Source organism: Bremerella cremea (assembly GCF_039541315.1).
GTDB lineage: Bacteria > Planctomycetota > Planctomycetia > Pirellulales > Pirellulaceae > Bremerella > Bremerella cremea.
Genome location: NZ_BAABFZ010000009.1, coordinates 314,717 through 332,843 on the forward strand (window position 1 = coordinate 314,717; position 18,127 = coordinate 332,843).

Consider the following 18,127-nt stretch of genomic DNA (forward strand, 5'->3'; position numbering starts at 1 on the left):
GACGGATTAGGGCATAAAACCGGCCCAAATTCTTCGCATTTCGCCTATTTTGGCCAAACTTCACCCAAGAATCGGTCTTCGGGGGGCGATTTTTCCTAAATGGACTAGATGCGGTGCTTGCTCCGGCGGTATATTACTTGTTTGCCTTTGAGGTCAAGCACGACCGTTATAGGTACGTGTTTCCCATACCCAACATTTTACCGGCAACCTGGGCTGGGTTTGTCGGACTATTAAGTCAAAAGGAAATCTTTAGGTAACCAATGGTTAAGGTACTCGTTCGCGACAGGGAATCGATTCAAGAAGCAGTTCGTCGGTTTGGTAAGCTGGTCATGCGTAGCGGCCTGAAAAAGGAAATGCGTCGTCGCAAGTATTACGAAAAGCCGAGCGACCTGAAGCGTCGAGCCCGTCTGCGTGCCGAACGCCGCGCCATGAAGGAACGCCTTCTGGTTCAAGAGTAGTCGCCCATCTGAAAGCGACCGGCTGAACAAGCCAACTCAAATTCAAAAAACGCCCAAGCAAATCGCTGGGCGTTTTTTCGTTTCTTGAAGGCATCTCAACAAGTGCAGGTCTGCCGGAAGAAAGCCAGCCAGACGCGAGTCATCCCGGCAAAGACATCCAGTCAGGCATGGCCACGCTAAGTCGTGACCATGGCACCGTTGGCGGGATGTCCGCTCTTACTTCTTCAGATGCGGCTCGAGGGCTTCGGCCCAGATTTCGTAGCCGGCGTCGGTCATGTGCAGGCCATCGTTCTTGAACAGCTCGGCACGTGGCTTGCCATCTTTGCCCAGCATTGGGGCGTCAATGTCGATAAATTCGCAGTTGTCGGTCTTGGCACACTGCGCGGCGATCAGCTCGTTCGTCTTGCGAACTTCGTTGATCATGCTCCAACGCTTCAGGCTTGGCTTTACCGCGATGTACAAGATCTTCGCTTCTGGCAGCTCGCCATGGACCTTCGCGACGAACTCCTGGAAGTCTTCCAGGATCTGTTCTGGCGTGTAATTAGCGGCGATGTCGTTGTCGCCGGCGTACACCACCACCGTGCTTGGCTTGTAAGGGAGGACGATCTTATCGGCGTAGTAAACCGAGTCTTCCAAACGCGAACCACCAAAGCCACGATTCACAGCGGCCATCTTGGGGAACGACTTTTCAAGGTCCCACATGCGGATCGAGCTGCTGCCGACAAACACCACGCCGCCTGGCTTCACAGGGGTCTTGGCGTCCGCCGCGGCGAACTTGTCCATATCTTTCTGCCAACGAGCAATGCTGGCCGGCACGTTGTCGTCGGCGTAGGACATCGTTGCGAACAGTGCCACGAGGGAAAAACAAAACAGAGAACGAATCATGGGAAGGATTCTCCGAAGGGGATGAAGGAGCGTTGTGGCGAGGTATTTCAGTATAGGCAAAAAGAAAGGCGGGATCGACTGACCCCGCCTTTCAGAATTCTCAAATTCGCCGCGAACTAGCCCAGAACGTAAGGGGCACGATGAGCGCGGTGAGTCATTTCGGCTGCTTCGGCGTCGCCGGAGATCTTTTCCGAAACGGGGTCCCAGGCAATCTTGCGGCCCAAGCGGCACGAGATGTTGCCCAGGTGGCAAGCGGTTGCGGTGCGGTGACCAACTTCGACGTCGCAGATCGGCAGCTCACGCGAAGCCATGCAGTCCAGGAAGTTCTGGTGATGGTTGTTGCTTTCGATCAGACGGATGTCCGAATCCTTCAGCTTCATCGACTGCAGACCTTCGTCCGACGCCTTGAAGACGCCACGATTGACGTAGATCTCGCCCTTGTCGCCAATAAAACGGGTACCCATCTGGATATCCTTCTGGCCCTGACCGACGATCATTTTCACGCCATCGCCGTAGTCGTAGGTGATTCGGCAAGCTTCTGGCACTTCGTGGGCCATTTCTGGGTGGAATTTCACTTCGGTGGCTTCAACCGACAGCGGGCCGCTATCGTCTTTGCCCAAACCCCAGTGAGCGATATCGATGTGGTGAGCACCCCAGTTGGTCATCTGACCGCCCGAGTAATCCCACCAGAAGCGGAAGTTGTAGTGGACACGCTTTTCGTTGTAAGGACGCACCTTCGCTGGGCCGAGCCAGAAGTCATAGTCCAAGTTCGACGGGGCGTCGCTATCGGCTGGCAACTTGCCAGGATCGTTGGTGTTGGCCAAACCGACGTGCACGGTGTGAACCTTGCCGATGTAGCCGTTGCGAACCAGTTCGCACGCATGACGGAAGTTGGCGGCCGAACGCTGCATCGAACCGGTCTGCACAATTCGCTTGTTCGAGCGAGCCGCTTCGACCATCTTCCGACCTTCATTGATCGTCAGCGACAGCGGCTTTTCGCAGTAAACGTCTTTGCCGGCTTCGCAGGCGTGAATGGTGGTCAATGCGTGCCAGTGATCGGGCGTGCTGACGACGACGGCGTCGATATCTTTGCGATCGAGCACTTTGCGATAGTCGCCGTAGATTTCGACTTCGCGGTTCTTCTTATCCAGCACGGTCTTGGCCGCGGCCTGGGCATGCTTGCTGTCGACATCGCACACAGCAACTGCCTTGTCGAGGAACTTGCCAAGGTTGCCTCGGCCCATGCCGCCGACACCGATGTGACCGGTCAGAATGCGTTCATTCGCTCCGAAGGCGGAAGCGGGAATGAACATCGGAGCAGCCATCAAACCAGCCGCTGCAGTAGTTGTCTTCAAGAACTGACGTCGCGAGACGTTGCTATTCGAACTCATTACGTTCCTCTTCGATTCCAAACCCAGATGGGAAATTGGCAAGTTTATAGATGTGCGTTATGGGGATTTCAGGCCAGATGGCAAGCTTCTTATGTTACCTGAAATCTATTGCTGCGCAAAGTCAAAGAAAACCCCCGTAAGTCTCACTTACTGGATTATTCCATTTCTTCCCATACGCTGTGATAGCCGTCGATTAGCTCGGTGTATTGCAAGAACCGTTCATAAAAGGAGTTACCGCCGATCGTCGAGCTGTCGCCCAGCACAATTAGCTTGCGGCGAGCCCGGGTCAAAGCGACATTCATTCGCCGAGTGTCTAGCAAAAATCCGATTTCTCCCGATGTATTGGACCGCACGAGCGAGATCAGCACCGCTTCGTTCTCGCGGCCTTGGAAACCGTCGACCGTGTCGGCTTCGACCCCGGCCGGCAACAAGTTCCGCAGTCGCTGCACCTGGGCGGCATAGGGCGAAATCACCGAGATGTCCCCCGGAGCGATCCCGGCGTCGATCAACTGCTGAGCTTTGCGAGCCACAAACCGGGCCTCGGCATCGTTCAGCCGGCTCGAACTGGACTCGTCTTCCTCTTCCTGGAAGTCGGCCCCGGCGGTGTCATAAAACTGCCATGGCTTGGGATCGACGTACACGGCGTCGCTCAGCATCGGCTGCAAGTCATGTTCGGCGACCGAATCGTCCGCTTCGAGTTGCCCTTCGTAAAACTCGTCGCTGCTGAACTGCATGATCGTGCCATGCATCCGATACTGACGGGCCAGCAGCCGAGCGGTGGCCGGCACCTGCCGCACGATCCGTTCCTGCATGCTCTCCGCAAAGCCTTCCGATGCGGCTTGCTGCGACAAAATCGTGGGGGGTAATTGGCAATGGTCGCCCGCCAAGATCACCTTGTTGGCGCGTGCCAGCGGAATCCAGCAGGCAGGCTCGACGGCCTGACATGCTTCGTCGATCAACACGGTCGAGAACTGTCGGCCTGCCAGCAGGTCGTCGTCGACACCGGTCAGCGTGACACACAAGACATCGGCGCCGGAAAGAATTTGATCGAGCGTCTGACGCTGAATGCGCTGGGCATCGTCGAACATGCCGCGAGCCTCGTCGCGCAGCGCGGCCCGTTCACCAGGGGCAGGTTTGGCCCGCGTATAACGTCCAGCACTTCGCAGGCGTGCTTGTCCATCACGAATCAACTTGTCGGCCAGCTTGGCGTCGGGATGTGACCGCGCCAGGTAGTCGAGCGTGGCATCGTGCAGCTTCTCCGAGACTCGCGCCGGATGCCCCAGCCGTACCGCTTTCACGCCGTGAGCCAGCAGCCGCAGCATCAAGTTGTCGACCGCCAGATTGCTGGGGGCACATGCCAGGACTTTCTCGCCCCGGTCGACCAGTTGGCGAATCAAATGCGCCAGCGTCACTGTCTTACCGGTCCCAGGTGGCCCATGGATGATCGCGACATCGTTCGCCGAAAGAGCGTTCTGCACGGCATCCCACTGCGATTCATTCAATGCCCGCGGACGTTCTGGCATCGGGGCTGATGGTTCAAAGCTTGGCGCGGCCTCTCCGAGCAACACATCGCGCAGGTCGGCCAGGCGATTGCCCGTCGCACTGGCGGCCCGCTTTAAGGCGAACTCCATCCGTCGCCGCGTGACTTCGTCGTCGCTGGGGATGATCTGGAATGGATCGTCGTCATTCTCCAGGAAGTCCTGCGTGACGACCTCGATCGAACCTTCCCGGACGCCAGCGACCAGGCCGCGAACCTGATTCTGCTCGACATCTTGCAGCAAGACGGGCGAACCGGTCCGGAAGCGATGCGGCGGCAGCGGGGCCCCTTGAGTCTTGGGGCGAAACTGGCAGATCACGCGGCCGGCCAGGGCAGACCATTGTTCGTGGAGGCGCAGCCCTTTGAGCGAGCCTTCACTGGCATAGCCCTCCGCCAGACGCTGAGCTTCTTCTTTTTGCTCGAGCTGCATCCAGCCACGAAACTTCTCGAACAGCGGCGGCCATTCGATCTTGTCAGGCTCGTAAAAGACGTCGACTTCCGGCAGGTTTTCGCGGAGCGTCTTCACGGCTCGCTTCGCTCGATCTTCCGCCAATTGGACGGTGCCCTGGCGGCGGATCAGATCGATCGCGCCGATTTCTTTACCGGGTACGTCTGCCTGCTCAATCAGCAGCTTGAACAACTGGTTGCGGTTGGTCCCCGGAGGAAGTCCCCGCAAATGGAGCCGTGCCATGTTTTACGTTGGGTAGATGGGAATGCGGTGTCGGTTCCGCCACTTCGCTACGTGCGGCCGGCGGGGTCGCGAAGAAGCATGCGACGCCTTGAACGACCAACATCGTAGCAAACATCCACAAGGCGTAGTCATAGGCCCCGAAAAGTTCCTTACTCTTGCTCAGCAGGAACGGACCAGCGGCACTCCCCGCGACGATGGTCATCATCTGGAAGCCCTTGATTTTGCCGAGGTGGGCTCGTCCGTAATAGCGAGCCAGCAGCGAGTTCGACCCAGCCGACGCAACCCCTTGAGCGATCCCAAACGTCAGACCATAAACGCCTGCCATCATCACCGAGTCGATCGACATATAGACCAACACGCCGACACCCAGCAGCATCGAGCCAATCACCAGCAAGTAATGCAGCTTGAAGTAGTCGGCCAGGATGCCACCCAAAAATTGACAGCACGCCATGCTGACCGCCATCGTCCAGAAGATGACCTGCGTGTCTTCTTCGGTCAAACCGCGGCTCTCGACGTAAGGCACCACCATAAACATCAGCGCGGTGCCGATCATGCCCCACATTGTCATGAACGAAAGAACGATCCAGAAGGCCCGCGTTTGCAGGGCATCGCCCAGACTCAACTGAGGCAGCAGGAAGCCTGGTCTGATGGGCTCGGCTTCTCCTTCTTTCCGTGGAATTCGTTTCTCGCCGTCAGGCAACTGGCCGATTTCTTCCGGATGGTTTCGGAAGACAAACACCAAAACCGGGAACATCACCACCCAGATCCCGATCCCCAGGGCGAAGTAGGCATGTTGCCACCCCAGCCAGTTGATCAAGGCAATCGTGATGATCGGGAAGGTACCAAAGGCGATGGGCGCCGACAGGTTCCGGATACCATTGGCGAAACCAAGCTTGCGCTGGAACCACATGTCGGCCGTGTTGGTCGCCAGAAGCGTCAGCGAGCCTTGCCCCAGTGTGCGGATCGCCAGAAAGGCAATGAACAGCGAATAAAAGTCTTGGACCTGCGACATTAACATGCAAGCCAGCCCAAACAAGACGATCACCAGTGTCACCGTCTTGCGGAGTCCCCACTTGTCGGCGAGTGCTCCGATCCAGGGCACCGGAAAGGCAGCCAGGATGGTTCCCCAGAGGTAGGCAGTCGTGACGGTGACGATCTCCCGGTTGATCAGGTCTTTGGTCAGCACCACTTCCTGACCAGGATGTTCCTGCTGAAAGGTCGTCGTCGCCAGGGTGGTGGCGATATGTTTATTAAACAGAGCGACCCCATACGTCTGACCTGGGCTGGTGCAATACTGCGTCAGCATCGCAACTCCCAGCATGACCCAGCCATAGAAGAAAGGTGTTGCCCGCACTAACGGGTCGTGTCGCAAAGAAGCTGCCTCGATCGAGGCGGCGTCGGTGGCCATGGTAGCGAGTTGCCTGAATCTGTTCCTGGTGAGCGTTGCGCGGCGAATCGTACGGCTGCGCGGAGTCATATACTATCAACGGCTCCTTGGCTAGGAAACATCTAATGGGCAAACGGTTCACCGTATTTTCTAGCATCGGCATCCCTACCCGTAGAGCCAGATAGCAGTGGCATCTTTGCCGACCTGATGGGGCCAATTGCAACCACTGGCCGTTACCGATACTTTGGAACGTTGCAGACACCCTGCCGGGTGCCAGCGTAACGATCGAAAACCATGCCGAGAGCGACTTTTTCGCCGGCATGCCTTCAATAGCCATCTCAACCAAGCGTGAAGTGAATGCGAATCGGTTTAGCGTTCAAGCTGTTTTTCCAAATTCTGTTCAATCCGGAAGTCGCTCAGCGAGCCGAGAAGCTCTCGCTGCCAGCTCCAGAAGAAAAGCCGACCCTGCCACCGGTTCCGGCCAAACCCAAGCCTGAGAAGCCTCAGCGTCCCGAAGGGATCGACGCGCTGGTCTTGCTGACCACGCTGCAGCGCGAAGCTCGCTTCCTCGATCTCTTTCAGGAAGATCTCTCGGAATACGAAGACGCCCAGATCGGCGCAGCCGTCCGCGATGTACAGCGCGATACCAAGGCTACCTTGAATCGCATGTTCGCGATCGAGCCGGTCCGCAGTGAAGAGGAGGGGGGGCGTATCGACCTGCCTGCTTCGATCGACGCCAACGAGATCCGCCTGGTCGGCAACGTGCAGAACGACAAGCCTGCCGGCGGCACGCTGGTGCATCGCGGCTGGAAAGCAACCAAGTGCGACCTGCCCAAGTTCAACGGTACGCTGGCCCAGGCCCAGGTTCTCAACCCTGCCGAAGTGGAGGTGTAATCGATGACCGCGAAATATGTCGTCGGGATCGACCTCGGCACCACCAATAGCGTCGTTGCGTTTTCTGATCTAGAAGCGGAATCGCCAGTCGTCGAGTTGCTCGAGATTCCGCAACTGGTCGCCCCGAGCACGCTTGAGAACCGTAAATCGCTTCCATCGTTTCTGTACCTCGCCACCGAGGCCGATCAAGAAGGTGGCAAGCTCGGGCTGCCTTGGACCGATCAACAGAACTACGCCGCCGGCGAGTGGGCGCGCCGCCAGTCGGCTGAAACGCCTGATCGAACGGTCGGTGGAGCGAAGAGCTGGCTGTCGCATCATAAGGTCGACCGACAAGGCCCGATCTTGCCTTGGAACGCTCCGGAGGAAGTCGGCAAGGTTTCGCCCGTCGAAGCCTCGCGGCGTTACTTGCAGCACCTGGTTGCGGCCTGGAACGATGCCCATCCGGAACATCCTTTGTCCCAGCAAGCGGTCGTGCTGACGGTTCCTGCGTCGTTCGATGCCAGTGCTCGCGAACTGACGCGCGAAGCAGCCGTCGGCGCCGGTCTGCCCGACACGTTCACGTTGCTCGAAGAACCGCAGGCCGCGGTCTACTCGTGGCTGGGTCACATGGGAGACCAGTGGCGCAAGGTGCTGAAGGTTGGCGATAAGCTGCTGGTCTGCGACGTCGGTGGTGGTACCACCGACCTGACGCTGATCACCGTCGAAGAAGAGCACGGCGAACTGGTCCTCAAACGGATGGCGGTCGGCAATCACTTGCTGGTCGGCGGCGACAACATGGACCTGACGCTGGCCTTCCACGTGTCGGAACTGTTCAAAGAGAAGAACGTCACACTCGATCCGTGGCAGTCGGTGTCGCTATGGCATTCCTGCCGAGCCGCCAAAGAACAACTCCTCAGCGACGAAGGTCCCGAGAAGCACCCGGTCAGCATCCTCGGCCGAGGAAGCAAGCTGATCGCCAAGACGGTTTCGGTCGATGTCGAACGAGAACCGATCAAGCAGATGCTGCTGGAAGGCTTCTTCCCGCAGTGCTCTGGTACCGATAAACCGCAGCGTGGGTTTGTCTCGGGCTTCCAGGAACTTGGCTTGCCGTTTGAATCGGACCCAGCCATCACCCGGCATCTGGCCGAATTCTTGGCCGTCCATGCCGAGAAGACCGGCAGCGCAATCCAGCCGACGCATGTGCTGTTCAACGGGGGCGTGTTCAAGAGCCAACCGTTCCAGGACCGCTTGATGGAAACGATCGGCTCGTGGCAGACTGACGGACCACCGAAGCGTTTGGAAGGGACCCACGATCTCGACTACGCCGTCGCACGCGGTGCGACCTTCTATGGCTGGGCGAAAGAGAAGGGTGGCATCCGCATCCGTGGCGGCACCGCTCAGGCCTATTACGTCGGCATTCAAACTTCCGGCCTGGCTATCCCCGGTGCTCCACGTCCGCTCCACCTGTTGAACGTGGTGCCGATCGGCATGGAAGAAGGAACCGAAACCGACGTCCCCAGTGCGGAAGTTGGCCTGGTGGTGGGCGAAACGACCAAGTTCCGTTTCTTCTCGTCGCCGGTTCGCAAAGAGGACCAGCCAGGGCAAATGGTGACTCGCTGGGACGAAGCAGAGATCAGCGAAACCGACAGCATGGAAGCCGCGCTGCCGCGTGACGACAAGATCAACGAGCCCTACGTGCCGGTGACGTTCCATTCCAAAGTGACTGAACTTGGAATGCTGGAACTGTGGTGCGTCAGTACCAAGACCGATGGTCGCTGGAAGCTGGAGTTCAACGTCCGCCAGGAGGACTAGTCCTTCTCCTCCGCGAGCTTTTCGGAATTCGCCTCGCTTGCTGTCCCCTCTCCATCGCGGGAGAGGGGCGTTGAGAAACCAACCCATCATGTCTATCGTTCAAGCCACCTCCGCCGCCATGACCGGCGATCTGGAGGAACTCCCCAGTCGCTATCTCGTTGGCATCGACCTCGGCACGACCAATTCGGCCGTCACGTTTCTTGATACCCACAAGCCGGACGCCGCGATCGAGACCTTCCTCGTTCCGCAGGTCATCGCCCCTGGGCAGATCGAAGCCAGGACCACGCTGCCGTCGTTTCACTATCAGGCCGCCAGCGGCGAATTCGCGACTGATGCGTTGAAGCTGCCGTGGAGCAAATCGGACGAGTCGAACCTGGTCGGCATTTTTGCCCGCGATCATGGCACGAGCGTACCCGGACGCATGATCAACTCGGCGAAAAGCTGGCTTTCGCATTCCGGTGTCGATCGAACCGCGGCGTTGCTCCCGTGGCACGGCACCGCCGATGTCGACAAGCTTTCGCCGGTCGAAGTGAGCAGCCGGTATCTGAAGCATGTTCGAGCGGCCTGGAACTATGCCCACAAAAACGAACCGCTCGAAAAGCAAGACATCGTCCTGACGCTGCCCGCTTCATTCGACGAAATCGCTCGCGAACTAACGGTTGAAGCGGCGAAGCAGGCTGGCCTCAAGCGTGTGGTGCTAATCGAAGAACCGCAAGCCGCGTTCTACGACTGGCTTGCCAAGCATTCCGATAGTTGGCAACAACAAGTCGAGCCAGGCCAAACAATCCTGGTCTGCGACATCGGTGGCGGGACCAGCGACTTCACGCTGATCCGGGCCCGGGCCGGCGAAGAGAACCTGGTCCAGTTTCATCGCGTCGCCGTCGGCGAGCATTTAATCCTGGGGGGCGATAACCTCGACCTCGCTCTGGCACACTACCTCGAACAAAAGCTTTCGCCGAAGGAAAAGCTTCCGGCCGACCGCTGGTCGATTCTCGTCCGACGTTGCCGCCAGATTAAAGAGACCTTCCTCGGTCCAGAGGCACCTGCTTCGCAAACGGTCAGCTTGCCGGCATTGGGTTCGAAACTGATCGGCGGGGCCCTCCAGTGTGAAGTCACCCTGGCCGAAGTCCACCAGGTCCTGGCAGAAGGCTTTCTGCCGGAGTGTGGTCTCAACGAAACACCGCAGACGCGGACCTCAGGCTTTCAGGAGTTTGGTCTACCGTATGCCCCCGATGCCGCAATCACACGTTGGCTGGCCTACTTCCTGCGAACCCATCATGAAGTGATCGAACCCGAACATCGTCACGCCAGCGGAGCCGTTCGGCCTGACCTGGTACTGCTCAATGGTGGGTTCTTCGAGTCCCCCGTTTTGAAGCAACGTCTGTTGGACGTGCTGACCGGCTGGTTCGCTTCCCAAGATCCCGGTTGGAAACCGATCTTGCTCGAGAATCAACATCTCGACCTGGCGGTGGCCCGTGGGGCAGCCTATTACGGACAAGTCCGCCGTGGCACTGGCGTCAAAATCACAGCCAACCTCGCACGAACTTATTACATCGGCGTCGGGGGTGGCGACTCGCCGGAGGCGATGTGCCTTCTGCCGGCGACGACGGAACCAGGCCAAGAGATCGATCTCAATCAGACGTTTCAGCTTCGCGTCTCTGAGCCAGTCGAGTTTCCGCTGTTTGTCTCAAGCACTCGCTTGATCGATCCACCAGGGCAATTGGTGCCGATCGATCCGCAGCAGATCAAATCGCTCCCTCCCATTCGCACGGTGCTGCGTGCCCGTCGTCGCGCCGAGGCGGAAACCATTCCGGTCCATTTGCATGCCCGGTTGACCGAGATCGGCACGATCGAACTTTGGTGCGCGGAAGTCGGTACCGATCGCACCTGGCGACTTCAATTCGATATCCGCAGCGCCACGCAAACGGACGTCGCGGCCCATCAGTCGGCCAAAGAAGCGGAAGGGATGCTCGACGAATCGCAGTGGAACGGGGCCGAAACGCTGCTGGAAGAGACCTTCGCCGCCAACGCACCCCGCAAGCCACAGCCGTTGATGAAAGATCTGGACGCGGCCCTCGAAATGCCTCGCGACGCGTGGCCGACTTCGCTGCTGCGTCGAATGTGGGAACAATTGATGGACCTGGAAACAGGTCGTACCAAAGGCCCCACGCACGAGTCCCGTTGGCTGAACCTTGCCGGCTATTGCCTTCGCCCTGGGTATGGTCTGGCACTGGACGACTGGCGTGTTTCCGAGACCTGGAAACTGCTGCAAGGCAAAGTGGTTCATAACGACGACAACTGCCGGAATCAGTCGTTGATCTTGTGGCGACGAATCGCCGGCGGATTGAATCGCGGGCAACAGCTCGCGTTGGCCGAACCGCTGCTGGTAGCCACCCGTGCGATGCATAAGCGGATGAACAGCGGCGGCGGTGGTGGCAACGCGTCGACAACTTTCACGCCACAGCAAGCGATCGAAGCCTGGCGACTTTTGGGCAGCCTCGAACTGCTCGGTGCACAGGAGAAGACCGAGATCGGGCGGATGCTGGTCGACCTACTCGGCAAGAAGAAGCTGGAACCAGCCCGTGGAGCGATGGCGTGGGCGATTGGCCGCCTGGGAACGCGGGTACCGGTTTATGGTCCACTCAATACGCTGGTCCCCAAAGAAATCGCCGGGCAATGGCTCGAGGGGATCTATCGTCAGAAAACCAGCGATCGTGCCGACTTGTTGGCGGTCATGCAGATGGCCCGCCGCACCGATGACCGCTACCGCGATCTTCCAGAGAAGGTCCGTACCGAAGCCGCCCAGTGGCTTCAATCGAAACAGGCCCCCGAGCACTGGATTCGTATCGTCCGCGAAGGAGGCCAACTCGACGAAGAAGAGCAATCACAAATCTTCGGCGAAAGCCTACCAACCGGTTTAGTGCTGATGCGTTAAGAGGGATCTTGCGGATTCCTGAGCGCCTCGATGTCGATGAACATTTCGATTTGATCGTAAGGTATCTCGCGAACCTCGCCATCAATCTGCGTGATCAGCGGCGTCTTCGTCCGACGGCAAGTTTCGTAGACATCGAGCATCGCTTCACGAAATGCAGCCAATGCCTTTTCGGTGTTATCTCCTCGACTGTCAATCACAACGTTGCTCCTTGTCTTGCAGCCTTCGCAAACAGTTCCGGTTCTTTGACTGTGAGGAGGCCATTTACCGACTTAGCAATTAGCTCCGGTGGGTATTCTATTGAATTATAGATTCCAAAGCTGGTGACAATCGATCCATATTCCCGAAAGAAATTGCGGAGGCCTGCCTTGTATCTACGCCGGATATCTGGCTCTGGAATGTTGTGCCCTCCTTGGCGGACTCGATTCCTTACACGGCTGACGGCAATCTCTTCATCAGGAAGCCAAAGAAACGAAAGTTCAATTGTATAACCACGATCCATCAGTTGCTTGAATCGTCGTAAATAGTTGCGTCCGGATAGCGTAGTCTCAATGCTAAAGGTCGCCCTCTGAGCGACAAGCGAATCAAACTGCTGAAGCATAAGACGAGCAGCTTTGTAATTCTGGGTTTCTGGCTCTTCATGCGATAAAGCCAACGCGATCAAATCGGCATTTAGGAATATCTGACAGGCAGCGTACGTTGGCAAATATCTCGCAGCAAATGTCGTCTTTCCGGCACCGTTGGGCCCAGCGATAACGTACAGCGTTGGTTCCATAGCTCATGTCTCCGAGCGATCGATCCAGCGGGTTTTCTGGTGGGGATGGGCTTCGGTAAGAAGTCGCAGGATTTCGGAAGGATCGTGTGAGGTTAGCAGGAGTTGGCGATTTTCTTCCGACATGAAGCCTTCGTCGGTCGCTTCGTCAAGCATCGTTAGCAGGGGATCGAAGAAGCCGTCGACGTTCAGCAGGCCGCATGGTTTGGTGTGGAAGCCAAGCTGAGCCCAGGTAATCACCTCGAACAATTCTTCCAGCGTGCCATAGCCGCCTGGCAAGGCGAGAAAGCCATCGGCCAGGTCAGCCATCTTCGCCTTTCGTTGATGCATCGAGTCGACCACGATCAGGTCGGTTACGTCGTGATGGGCTAGCTCGCGATCGACCAGGGCCCCAGGGATCACACCGGTTACCTCGCCGCCGGCAGCCAAGGCCGCATCGGCGATCGCGCCCATGATTCCGACCTTGCCGCCACCATACACCAGGTGAATGTTCTGCTCGGCCAGCAGTCGTCCGAGCTGCTGCGCGACCTCAACGAAAACGGGCCGGCTACCAGAGGCCGACCCGCAAAATACACACAAGTTTTTCATCCTGGGTCCCATTCGTTCGTGGGCGCCCGGCGAGCTCTTACTTCGCTTCCAAAGCGAAGTCGCCTCGCATGTCACGCCACACGCAGTGGATATGGTTCGCCGGATTGCCAGAGACATCCGGTTGAGCGTTGACGAACTCAATTAAAAACGTTTTTCCCTGAACGCGATAGTAATGGGGAATCCCATCCTTGTAACCGCCAGCCCAGGCAAAGTGAATGTTGTTCCAACCGGCCGCTTCCAGATCGGCGTAACGCTTGGCTGCCACGTCGGCTGGCATCGCCGAAACATAAACGTCGATCAGCTTCTTCAGCGTAGCTTGCTGATCGGCGGTCAATTTTTCGAACGCGATCCCTTCCGGAGCGGTTTGCGGCGGATGAGGTTCGCCGGCGTTACGAATTTCAGAAGGGCACTTGTCGGCGATCACGGCGACTTCTTTTTGTTCCGCGGAAAGCGAGTTGGCCAGCTCGAAGCCGAGAGCTTCTTCGTCACGCAGAACGGCCATGCCCTTTGGGTAACCTTCCAGCACGCTCTGTTTGACGACGGCTGGGTTGGTGGCGAAGAACTGCGGTGTCGACGATACGACCTGATCTCCTTCGACGACGAAGTTCAGCGAAAGGTGATGTCCTTCAAAGCTCAGGCCCCAACGGCTCCCTTCTTTCGGTTCGCCAAAGATGGTGACGTAGTAACGTTCGGTGTCGCGGATCGGTCCCGACTTCTGCACATGCTTCAGTAAGGCTTCCAGCGAGATGATTCCGGTCGTCTTGTCGTACCCGACCTGGCTCAAGGCCGACTTGAGCAACGCATGTGTCATTTCGCGCTGCTGCGAAGTCATGAACTTCATCTGCAAGCCTTTGCGTTCATCTTTGGGGATGAAGTGCCAACCGAGACGCTGCTCTGCTTGGTAAGGATAGAGCATCGTCTTGCGCTGCACGGCATCAAGAGATTCGACCAGGGCACCGGCCGACGCGGTCATCTTTTCGCCGGAGCTGGCCAGACGAAAATAGGTGTAAGCCGAAGTAACGGTTACCAAGGCAAGCATTAGCGAACAGGCAGCAAGCAGACTTTTTCGCACGGGAAGTCCTTTGGCGGGGATAGGCAAGCGGGTAGGATTTAGGGAAAGGGATTCTGCGATATTTTGGTTTTGCAGAGAATATAAATTACCATGAGCCCTGGCCAAATGCATCCCGCCAAGGCCCTTTTCCCACCAAACTGACTCCTTTCCCCCTTAAAGCTCGCTGGAGAACATCATGCTGAAACACCTGTCGCTGGGCTGCCTGGTCCTGCTTCTTTCTTCGCTGTCTGCCTTTGCCGCCGATGGCAAGAAGGGCCCTCTGTGGCCGGAAGGTGCCCCTGGCGCCAAAGGAACCACCGAAAACGACATCCCCACGCTGACCGCTTACCTGCCTGCCTCCGAAATCAACACTGGCTGCGCGATCGTCGTTTGTCCTGGTGGTGGCTATGGCCATCTGGCAGTCGGCCACGAAGGCCTAGAGATCGCCGAATTTTGGAACAACCTGGGTGTGGCCGCTTTCGTCCTCGAATATCGTCACTCGGGGCGTGGCTATCAGCATCCTGCTCCACTGCACGATGCCCAGCGTGCCGTTCGCACTGTGCGAGCTCGTTGGGAAGAATACGATATCGACCCGAATCGCGTCGGCATTATGGGCTTCTCGGCGGGTGGTCACCTCGCGTCGTCGGCGGGTACGCACTTCGATGCCGGCAAGCCAGACGCTGGCGATCCTGTCGAGCGCGTCAGCAGCCGACCTGACTTCATGATCTTGTGCTACCCGGTGATCGCCTTCAATCAACCGTTCACCCACCGTGGTTCACAGAAGAACCTGCTGGGTGCCGATGCCGACGAAGAATTGACCAAATCGATGTCGAGCGAGCTTCAGGTCACTTCGGAAACGCCACCGACCTTCCTCTTTCACACCACCGAAGACACCGGCGTGCCACCGCAAAACAGCATCGTGTTCTACCTGGCCTTAGTGAAGCACAAAGTTCCTGCCGAACTGCACGTGTTTGAAAAGGGTCGTCACGGCATCGGTCTGGGCAAAGCGGTTGCTGGTACCTCGGCCTGGCCAGAGCTGGCCCACAACTGGCTGAAAGTTCGCGGTCTGCTTTCCGATAAGAAGTAATCCCAGCCACCAGGAAGCGGCGTTAACCGCGCCGCCTCGCATGCGGTTACTACAGTAAATCACCATGGTGATCGACAGTGGCCAGCAGACTCTACATCTGCTGGCACTTGTCGATCATTTTTTATGCGCCGGTCGCTCCTCTGCCTCACTTGTTCGGGATTCCCGCAAGTTGGGGGATGAACGCCACGAAAAGAGGTAGGCTTTCTATGGAAACGGAATCTGGCCACTGGCGGATAGGCTCCTCAAGCTGCAAACCGCAGCCTTGATGGGTGCTTCGGTCAGCGCCGCTGGCAGTTTGGAGCCCGAGGGAGCACGGCTTGAGGCGGATTGATTGCTGCAATCGTTATCAGTCGCAGCTAGTCCACCCGAAAACCTGCCATCGCAACGCCGGATTTTGCTGGGTGCCACGGCTTAAACCGTAAGCTTTCACAGATACGAGACCACTGACTATCCTTGGGCAGCAAGAGTGATGTTTGTGAACCAATCGTTTCTTAGCCACGGACTCGACTCGCTGGTCACTTTCAACCCGATCAGCATTCATAGCGATACGCAGCTAGGCGAACTACTAGAGCGACTGTATTGCACCGGCTTGCATCATTGGCCGGTGGTTAATCGGCATCACCAAGTCTTGGGGATGGTGACCGACCGCGACATCATTCGCTTCTTCAAATCGCATCGACTTGCCAATCATGCCAATCAGGGTGCTCGCGACGAATATCGAATTCCGGTGGCCGATTGCATGACCCGCCCGGTCGAGACGATTTCGTCGGACGGTGAAGCGTTGGAAGCACTCGAGCGACTCCTGGCTCATCACTTCCATGGATTGCCGGTGCTGAACGGGGATTCGCTGTGTGGCCTGGTGACCACCAGTGACTATATTCGCGAGTTCGCATATAGCTCGCATCCAACGCGTGATGCGACCGTCGGCCAGGTCTACGACGACTCACCGACTATTGTCGACAGCCACATGCTGATCTCCGATCTGTACGAAAAGCTTACCCGCGAACGTCTCGACTACGTGCTGGTGACCGAAGGAGAATGTGCCCTGGGGGTCGTGACAGCGCGGGACGTCAGCTTCCACCTCTGCCGACAATTGGCCCACTCGGCGTTCGATCCCAACCACGAAGATACTAAGCGGGCCGTCGACATGGTGAAGTCGACCAGCTGTGTTCGTGTGAGTGCCGATTTAGGACATGTGGCAACGATCTTACTGGAGCAGAACATCCGGGCGACGATGGTCTGCCAACGCGGCACCGAACCGGCCGGCGTGATCACCGAAGACCACATTCTGGGAATGCTTTGCCAACAGGAACGGATCCTGAACCTGGCTGCGAATTCGCCCGCTTCGGTTCGATCAATTCCCTAGCAGCGTCAAGCGTTCGACTTCCAGCGGGAAGTCGGCATAGGTCCGAATGCTGCTTGCCTTCGCACTCAACACACGCACTTTTGCCGTGTTGCCGGTGGGTGCCCGGTTGTTTCGCCGCGACTCCAACGTGAGCCGTTTCTCAGCGCGTTCCAAGTCTTGCTTGCGATCGGCATGCTGCTTGATCTCTGCTTCAAAACGCTGCTGCGTTTGCAAGCGTCGGGTTTGCAAGACATCGCGGCTCGAAACGAGTCGGCGGCCTTCCGCTTGAACCTGGGCCAGGTCACGTTCGTAATCACCGACCAGGCGTTCCAGACGAAAGATCTCGCGATCGAGTCGGTCTTTGCGGACCGGGTCGTTGGTTTCTCGCTTTTCTTCGCTCAGGCGAAAGATGTCGTCGAACAAGATCGAAAGTTCGCGGCGAATCACACGTTGCTGCGCTTCCAACTGCGAGATCGAAACTTCCAGCGGACCCAGCAATTGTTCCAGACGCTGATCTTCCTGCATCCATTGGCTGCGTAGCTGTTCGATCTGATCGGTTGCTTGCTGCTGGTCGACTTCGATCTGCGTCCGGCGTATTTCTAGCTGCTGCTGGTTCTGCATCTTCTCGAGCTGCTCTTTCTGCATCGCGTCGACCTTCGCATCTTGTTGCTGCGTGGTCGACGTGGTGAACAGCGTGGCGACGTCTTGATAGTTGTTCTCGAACTCGACGGCGCGCTCGCCTACGAGAACTGGCTTGATCATGTCACGCGATCTTTGAACCAGTGCGGCCGAGACATCGCCAGCCCGTGGTCCTTCGTAGAATGCGAACAAACGTCCCAGCAACCGAATCGTTTCGCGAACTCGTTCTTCGTCGTCCCCGACCAGTTCCGCCTGGGGAAGCTCTTTGCTGAGGCGCTGGGCCTGCACCAGGGCGGCATCGAATTTATCTTGCAGCGTCCGAACCCAAATCAAAGCTCGCCAACTGCGATAGTCTTTCGAGTCGACTTCGATGGCAGCCTGAAAGGTCGCGGCGGCATCGTCGTATTGATGATGGCGAAGCAGGGCCAAGCCGGCGGCATACAACGCTTTCGAGTCGCGAAGCCCCTTGGCGGTGCTTGTTGCCTGGCGCACGGTCGCGATGCCGTCGGGACCGACCTGCCAACCATCGCGGAGCAGTTCTTCGATGACCGCATGGGCATCATCTGCGGTCGCCATACCGGGCAGTACGCCCAGCATCAGCAGCACCGCCCCAGTTGTCATCCAGCGGGAAAGCCACGCCATCCAATTGCTCCCGAGACTGCGAACGCGAAGAGATCCA

General features: G+C 57.8%; 15 protein-coding genes. 6 read left to right on the forward strand and 9 right to left on the reverse strand.

Going from position 1 to position 18,127, the window contains the following annotated elements; translation table 11 throughout:
• Positions 1-260 precede the first annotated feature (260 nt).
• Positions 261-458 (forward strand): 30S ribosomal protein S21, encoded by a 198-nt coding sequence (gene rpsU / locus ABD890_RS24840; protein ID WP_144972544.1) that lies wholly within the window; start codon positions 261-263, stop codon positions 456-458.
• A 216-nt stretch (positions 459-674) separates the two neighbouring features.
• Here rpsU and ABD890_RS24845 read toward each other — a convergent pair whose 3' ends face one another.
• The 4 genes from ABD890_RS24845 to ABD890_RS24860 form a co-directional block, all read right to left on the reverse strand.
• Positions 675-1,343: an SGNH/GDSL hydrolase family protein gene (locus tag ABD890_RS24845; protein ID WP_345095703.1), complete on the reverse strand. Its 669-nt coding sequence runs from the start codon at positions 1,341-1,343 to the stop codon at positions 675-677.
• A gap of 116 nt (positions 1,344-1,459) precedes the next feature.
• On the reverse strand, positions 1,460-2,734 hold the full coding sequence (locus ABD890_RS24850) for a Gfo/Idh/MocA family oxidoreductase (protein WP_345095705.1): 1,275 nt from the start codon (positions 2,732-2,734) through the stop codon (positions 1,460-1,462).
• Positions 2,735-2,889: 155 nt separating this feature from the next.
• Positions 2,890-4,962 carry an AAA domain-containing protein gene (locus ABD890_RS24855; protein WP_345095707.1) on the reverse strand — a complete coding sequence of 691 codons (2,073 nt, stop codon included), beginning with the start codon at positions 4,960-4,962 and terminating at the stop codon, positions 2,890-2,892.
• On the reverse strand, positions 4,892-6,370 hold the full coding sequence (locus ABD890_RS24860) for an MFS transporter (RefSeq protein ID WP_345095709.1): 1,479 nt from the start codon (positions 6,368-6,370) through the stop codon (positions 4,892-4,894). The genes ABD890_RS24855 and ABD890_RS24860 overlap by 71 nt, the downstream gene beginning before the upstream one ends.
• 336 nt (positions 6,371-6,706) lie before the next feature.
• Here ABD890_RS24860 and ABD890_RS24865 point away from each other — a divergent pair, with 336 nt between their 5' ends.
• The 3 genes from ABD890_RS24865 (at position 6,707) to ABD890_RS24875 (ending at position 11,969) form a co-directional block, all read left to right on the forward strand.
• Positions 6,707-7,243 carry a DUF2760 domain-containing protein gene (locus tag ABD890_RS24865; protein WP_345095711.1) on the forward strand — a complete coding sequence of 179 codons (537 nt, stop codon included), beginning with the start codon at positions 6,707-6,709 and terminating at the stop codon, positions 7,241-7,243.
• 3 nt (positions 7,244-7,246) lie between these two features.
• Positions 7,247-9,034, forward strand: coding sequence for an Hsp70 family protein (locus tag ABD890_RS24870; protein ID WP_345095712.1), 1,788 nt, complete (start codon positions 7,247-7,249; stop codon positions 9,032-9,034).
• A gap of 88 nt (positions 9,035-9,122) precedes the next feature.
• Positions 9,123-11,969: an Hsp70 family protein gene (locus ABD890_RS24875; RefSeq protein ID WP_345095714.1), complete on the forward strand. Its 2,847-nt coding sequence runs from the start codon at positions 9,123-9,125 to the stop codon at positions 11,967-11,969.
• On the opposite strand, the gene ABD890_RS24880 is transcribed toward ABD890_RS24875, so the two are convergent.
• From ABD890_RS24880 to ABD890_RS24895, 4 genes are read right to left on the reverse strand one after another with little or no spacing between them, the layout of a single operon-like run.
• Positions 11,966-12,166 carry a hypothetical protein gene (locus ABD890_RS24880; RefSeq protein WP_345095716.1) on the reverse strand — a complete coding sequence of 67 codons (201 nt, stop codon included), beginning with the start codon at positions 12,164-12,166 and terminating at the stop codon, positions 11,966-11,968. The two genes, ABD890_RS24875 and ABD890_RS24880, sit on opposite strands and share 4 nt — an antisense overlap.
• A complete protein-coding gene (locus ABD890_RS24885) occupies positions 12,163-12,741 on the reverse strand; it encodes an ATPase (RefSeq protein ID WP_345095717.1) in 579 nt (192 codons plus the stop codon). Before ABD890_RS24885 ends, ABD890_RS24880 begins: the two co-directional genes overlap by 4 nt.
• A gap of 3 nt (positions 12,742-12,744) precedes the next feature.
• Positions 12,745-13,326 carry an LOG family protein gene (locus tag ABD890_RS24890; protein ID WP_345095719.1) on the reverse strand — a complete coding sequence of 194 codons (582 nt, stop codon included), beginning with the start codon at positions 13,324-13,326 and terminating at the stop codon, positions 12,745-12,747.
• 37 nt (positions 13,327-13,363) lie between these two features.
• Positions 13,364-14,398, reverse strand: coding sequence for a DUF3500 domain-containing protein (locus tag ABD890_RS24895; protein ID WP_345095721.1), 1,035 nt, complete (start codon positions 14,396-14,398; stop codon positions 13,364-13,366).
• A 175-nt stretch (positions 14,399-14,573) separates the two neighbouring features.
• Here ABD890_RS24895 and ABD890_RS24900 point away from each other — a divergent pair, with 175 nt between their 5' ends.
• Positions 14,574-15,464 (forward strand): alpha/beta hydrolase, encoded by an 891-nt coding sequence (locus ABD890_RS24900; RefSeq protein WP_345095723.1) that lies wholly within the window; start codon positions 14,574-14,576, stop codon positions 15,462-15,464.
• Positions 15,465-15,939: 475 nt separating this feature from the next.
• A complete protein-coding gene (locus tag ABD890_RS24905; protein WP_345095725.1) occupies positions 15,940-16,830 on the forward strand; it encodes a CBS domain-containing protein in 891 nt (296 codons plus the stop codon).
• Here the strand turns inward: ABD890_RS24905 and ABD890_RS24910 are convergent.
• The gene (locus ABD890_RS24910) at positions 16,819-18,090 is read right to left on the reverse strand and encodes a hypothetical protein (RefSeq protein ID WP_345095727.1); all 1,272 of its coding nucleotides are present in this window, start codon (positions 18,088-18,090) and stop codon (positions 16,819-16,821) included. The two genes, ABD890_RS24905 and ABD890_RS24910, sit on opposite strands and share 12 nt — an antisense overlap.
• Positions 18,091-18,127 lie beyond the last annotated feature (37 nt).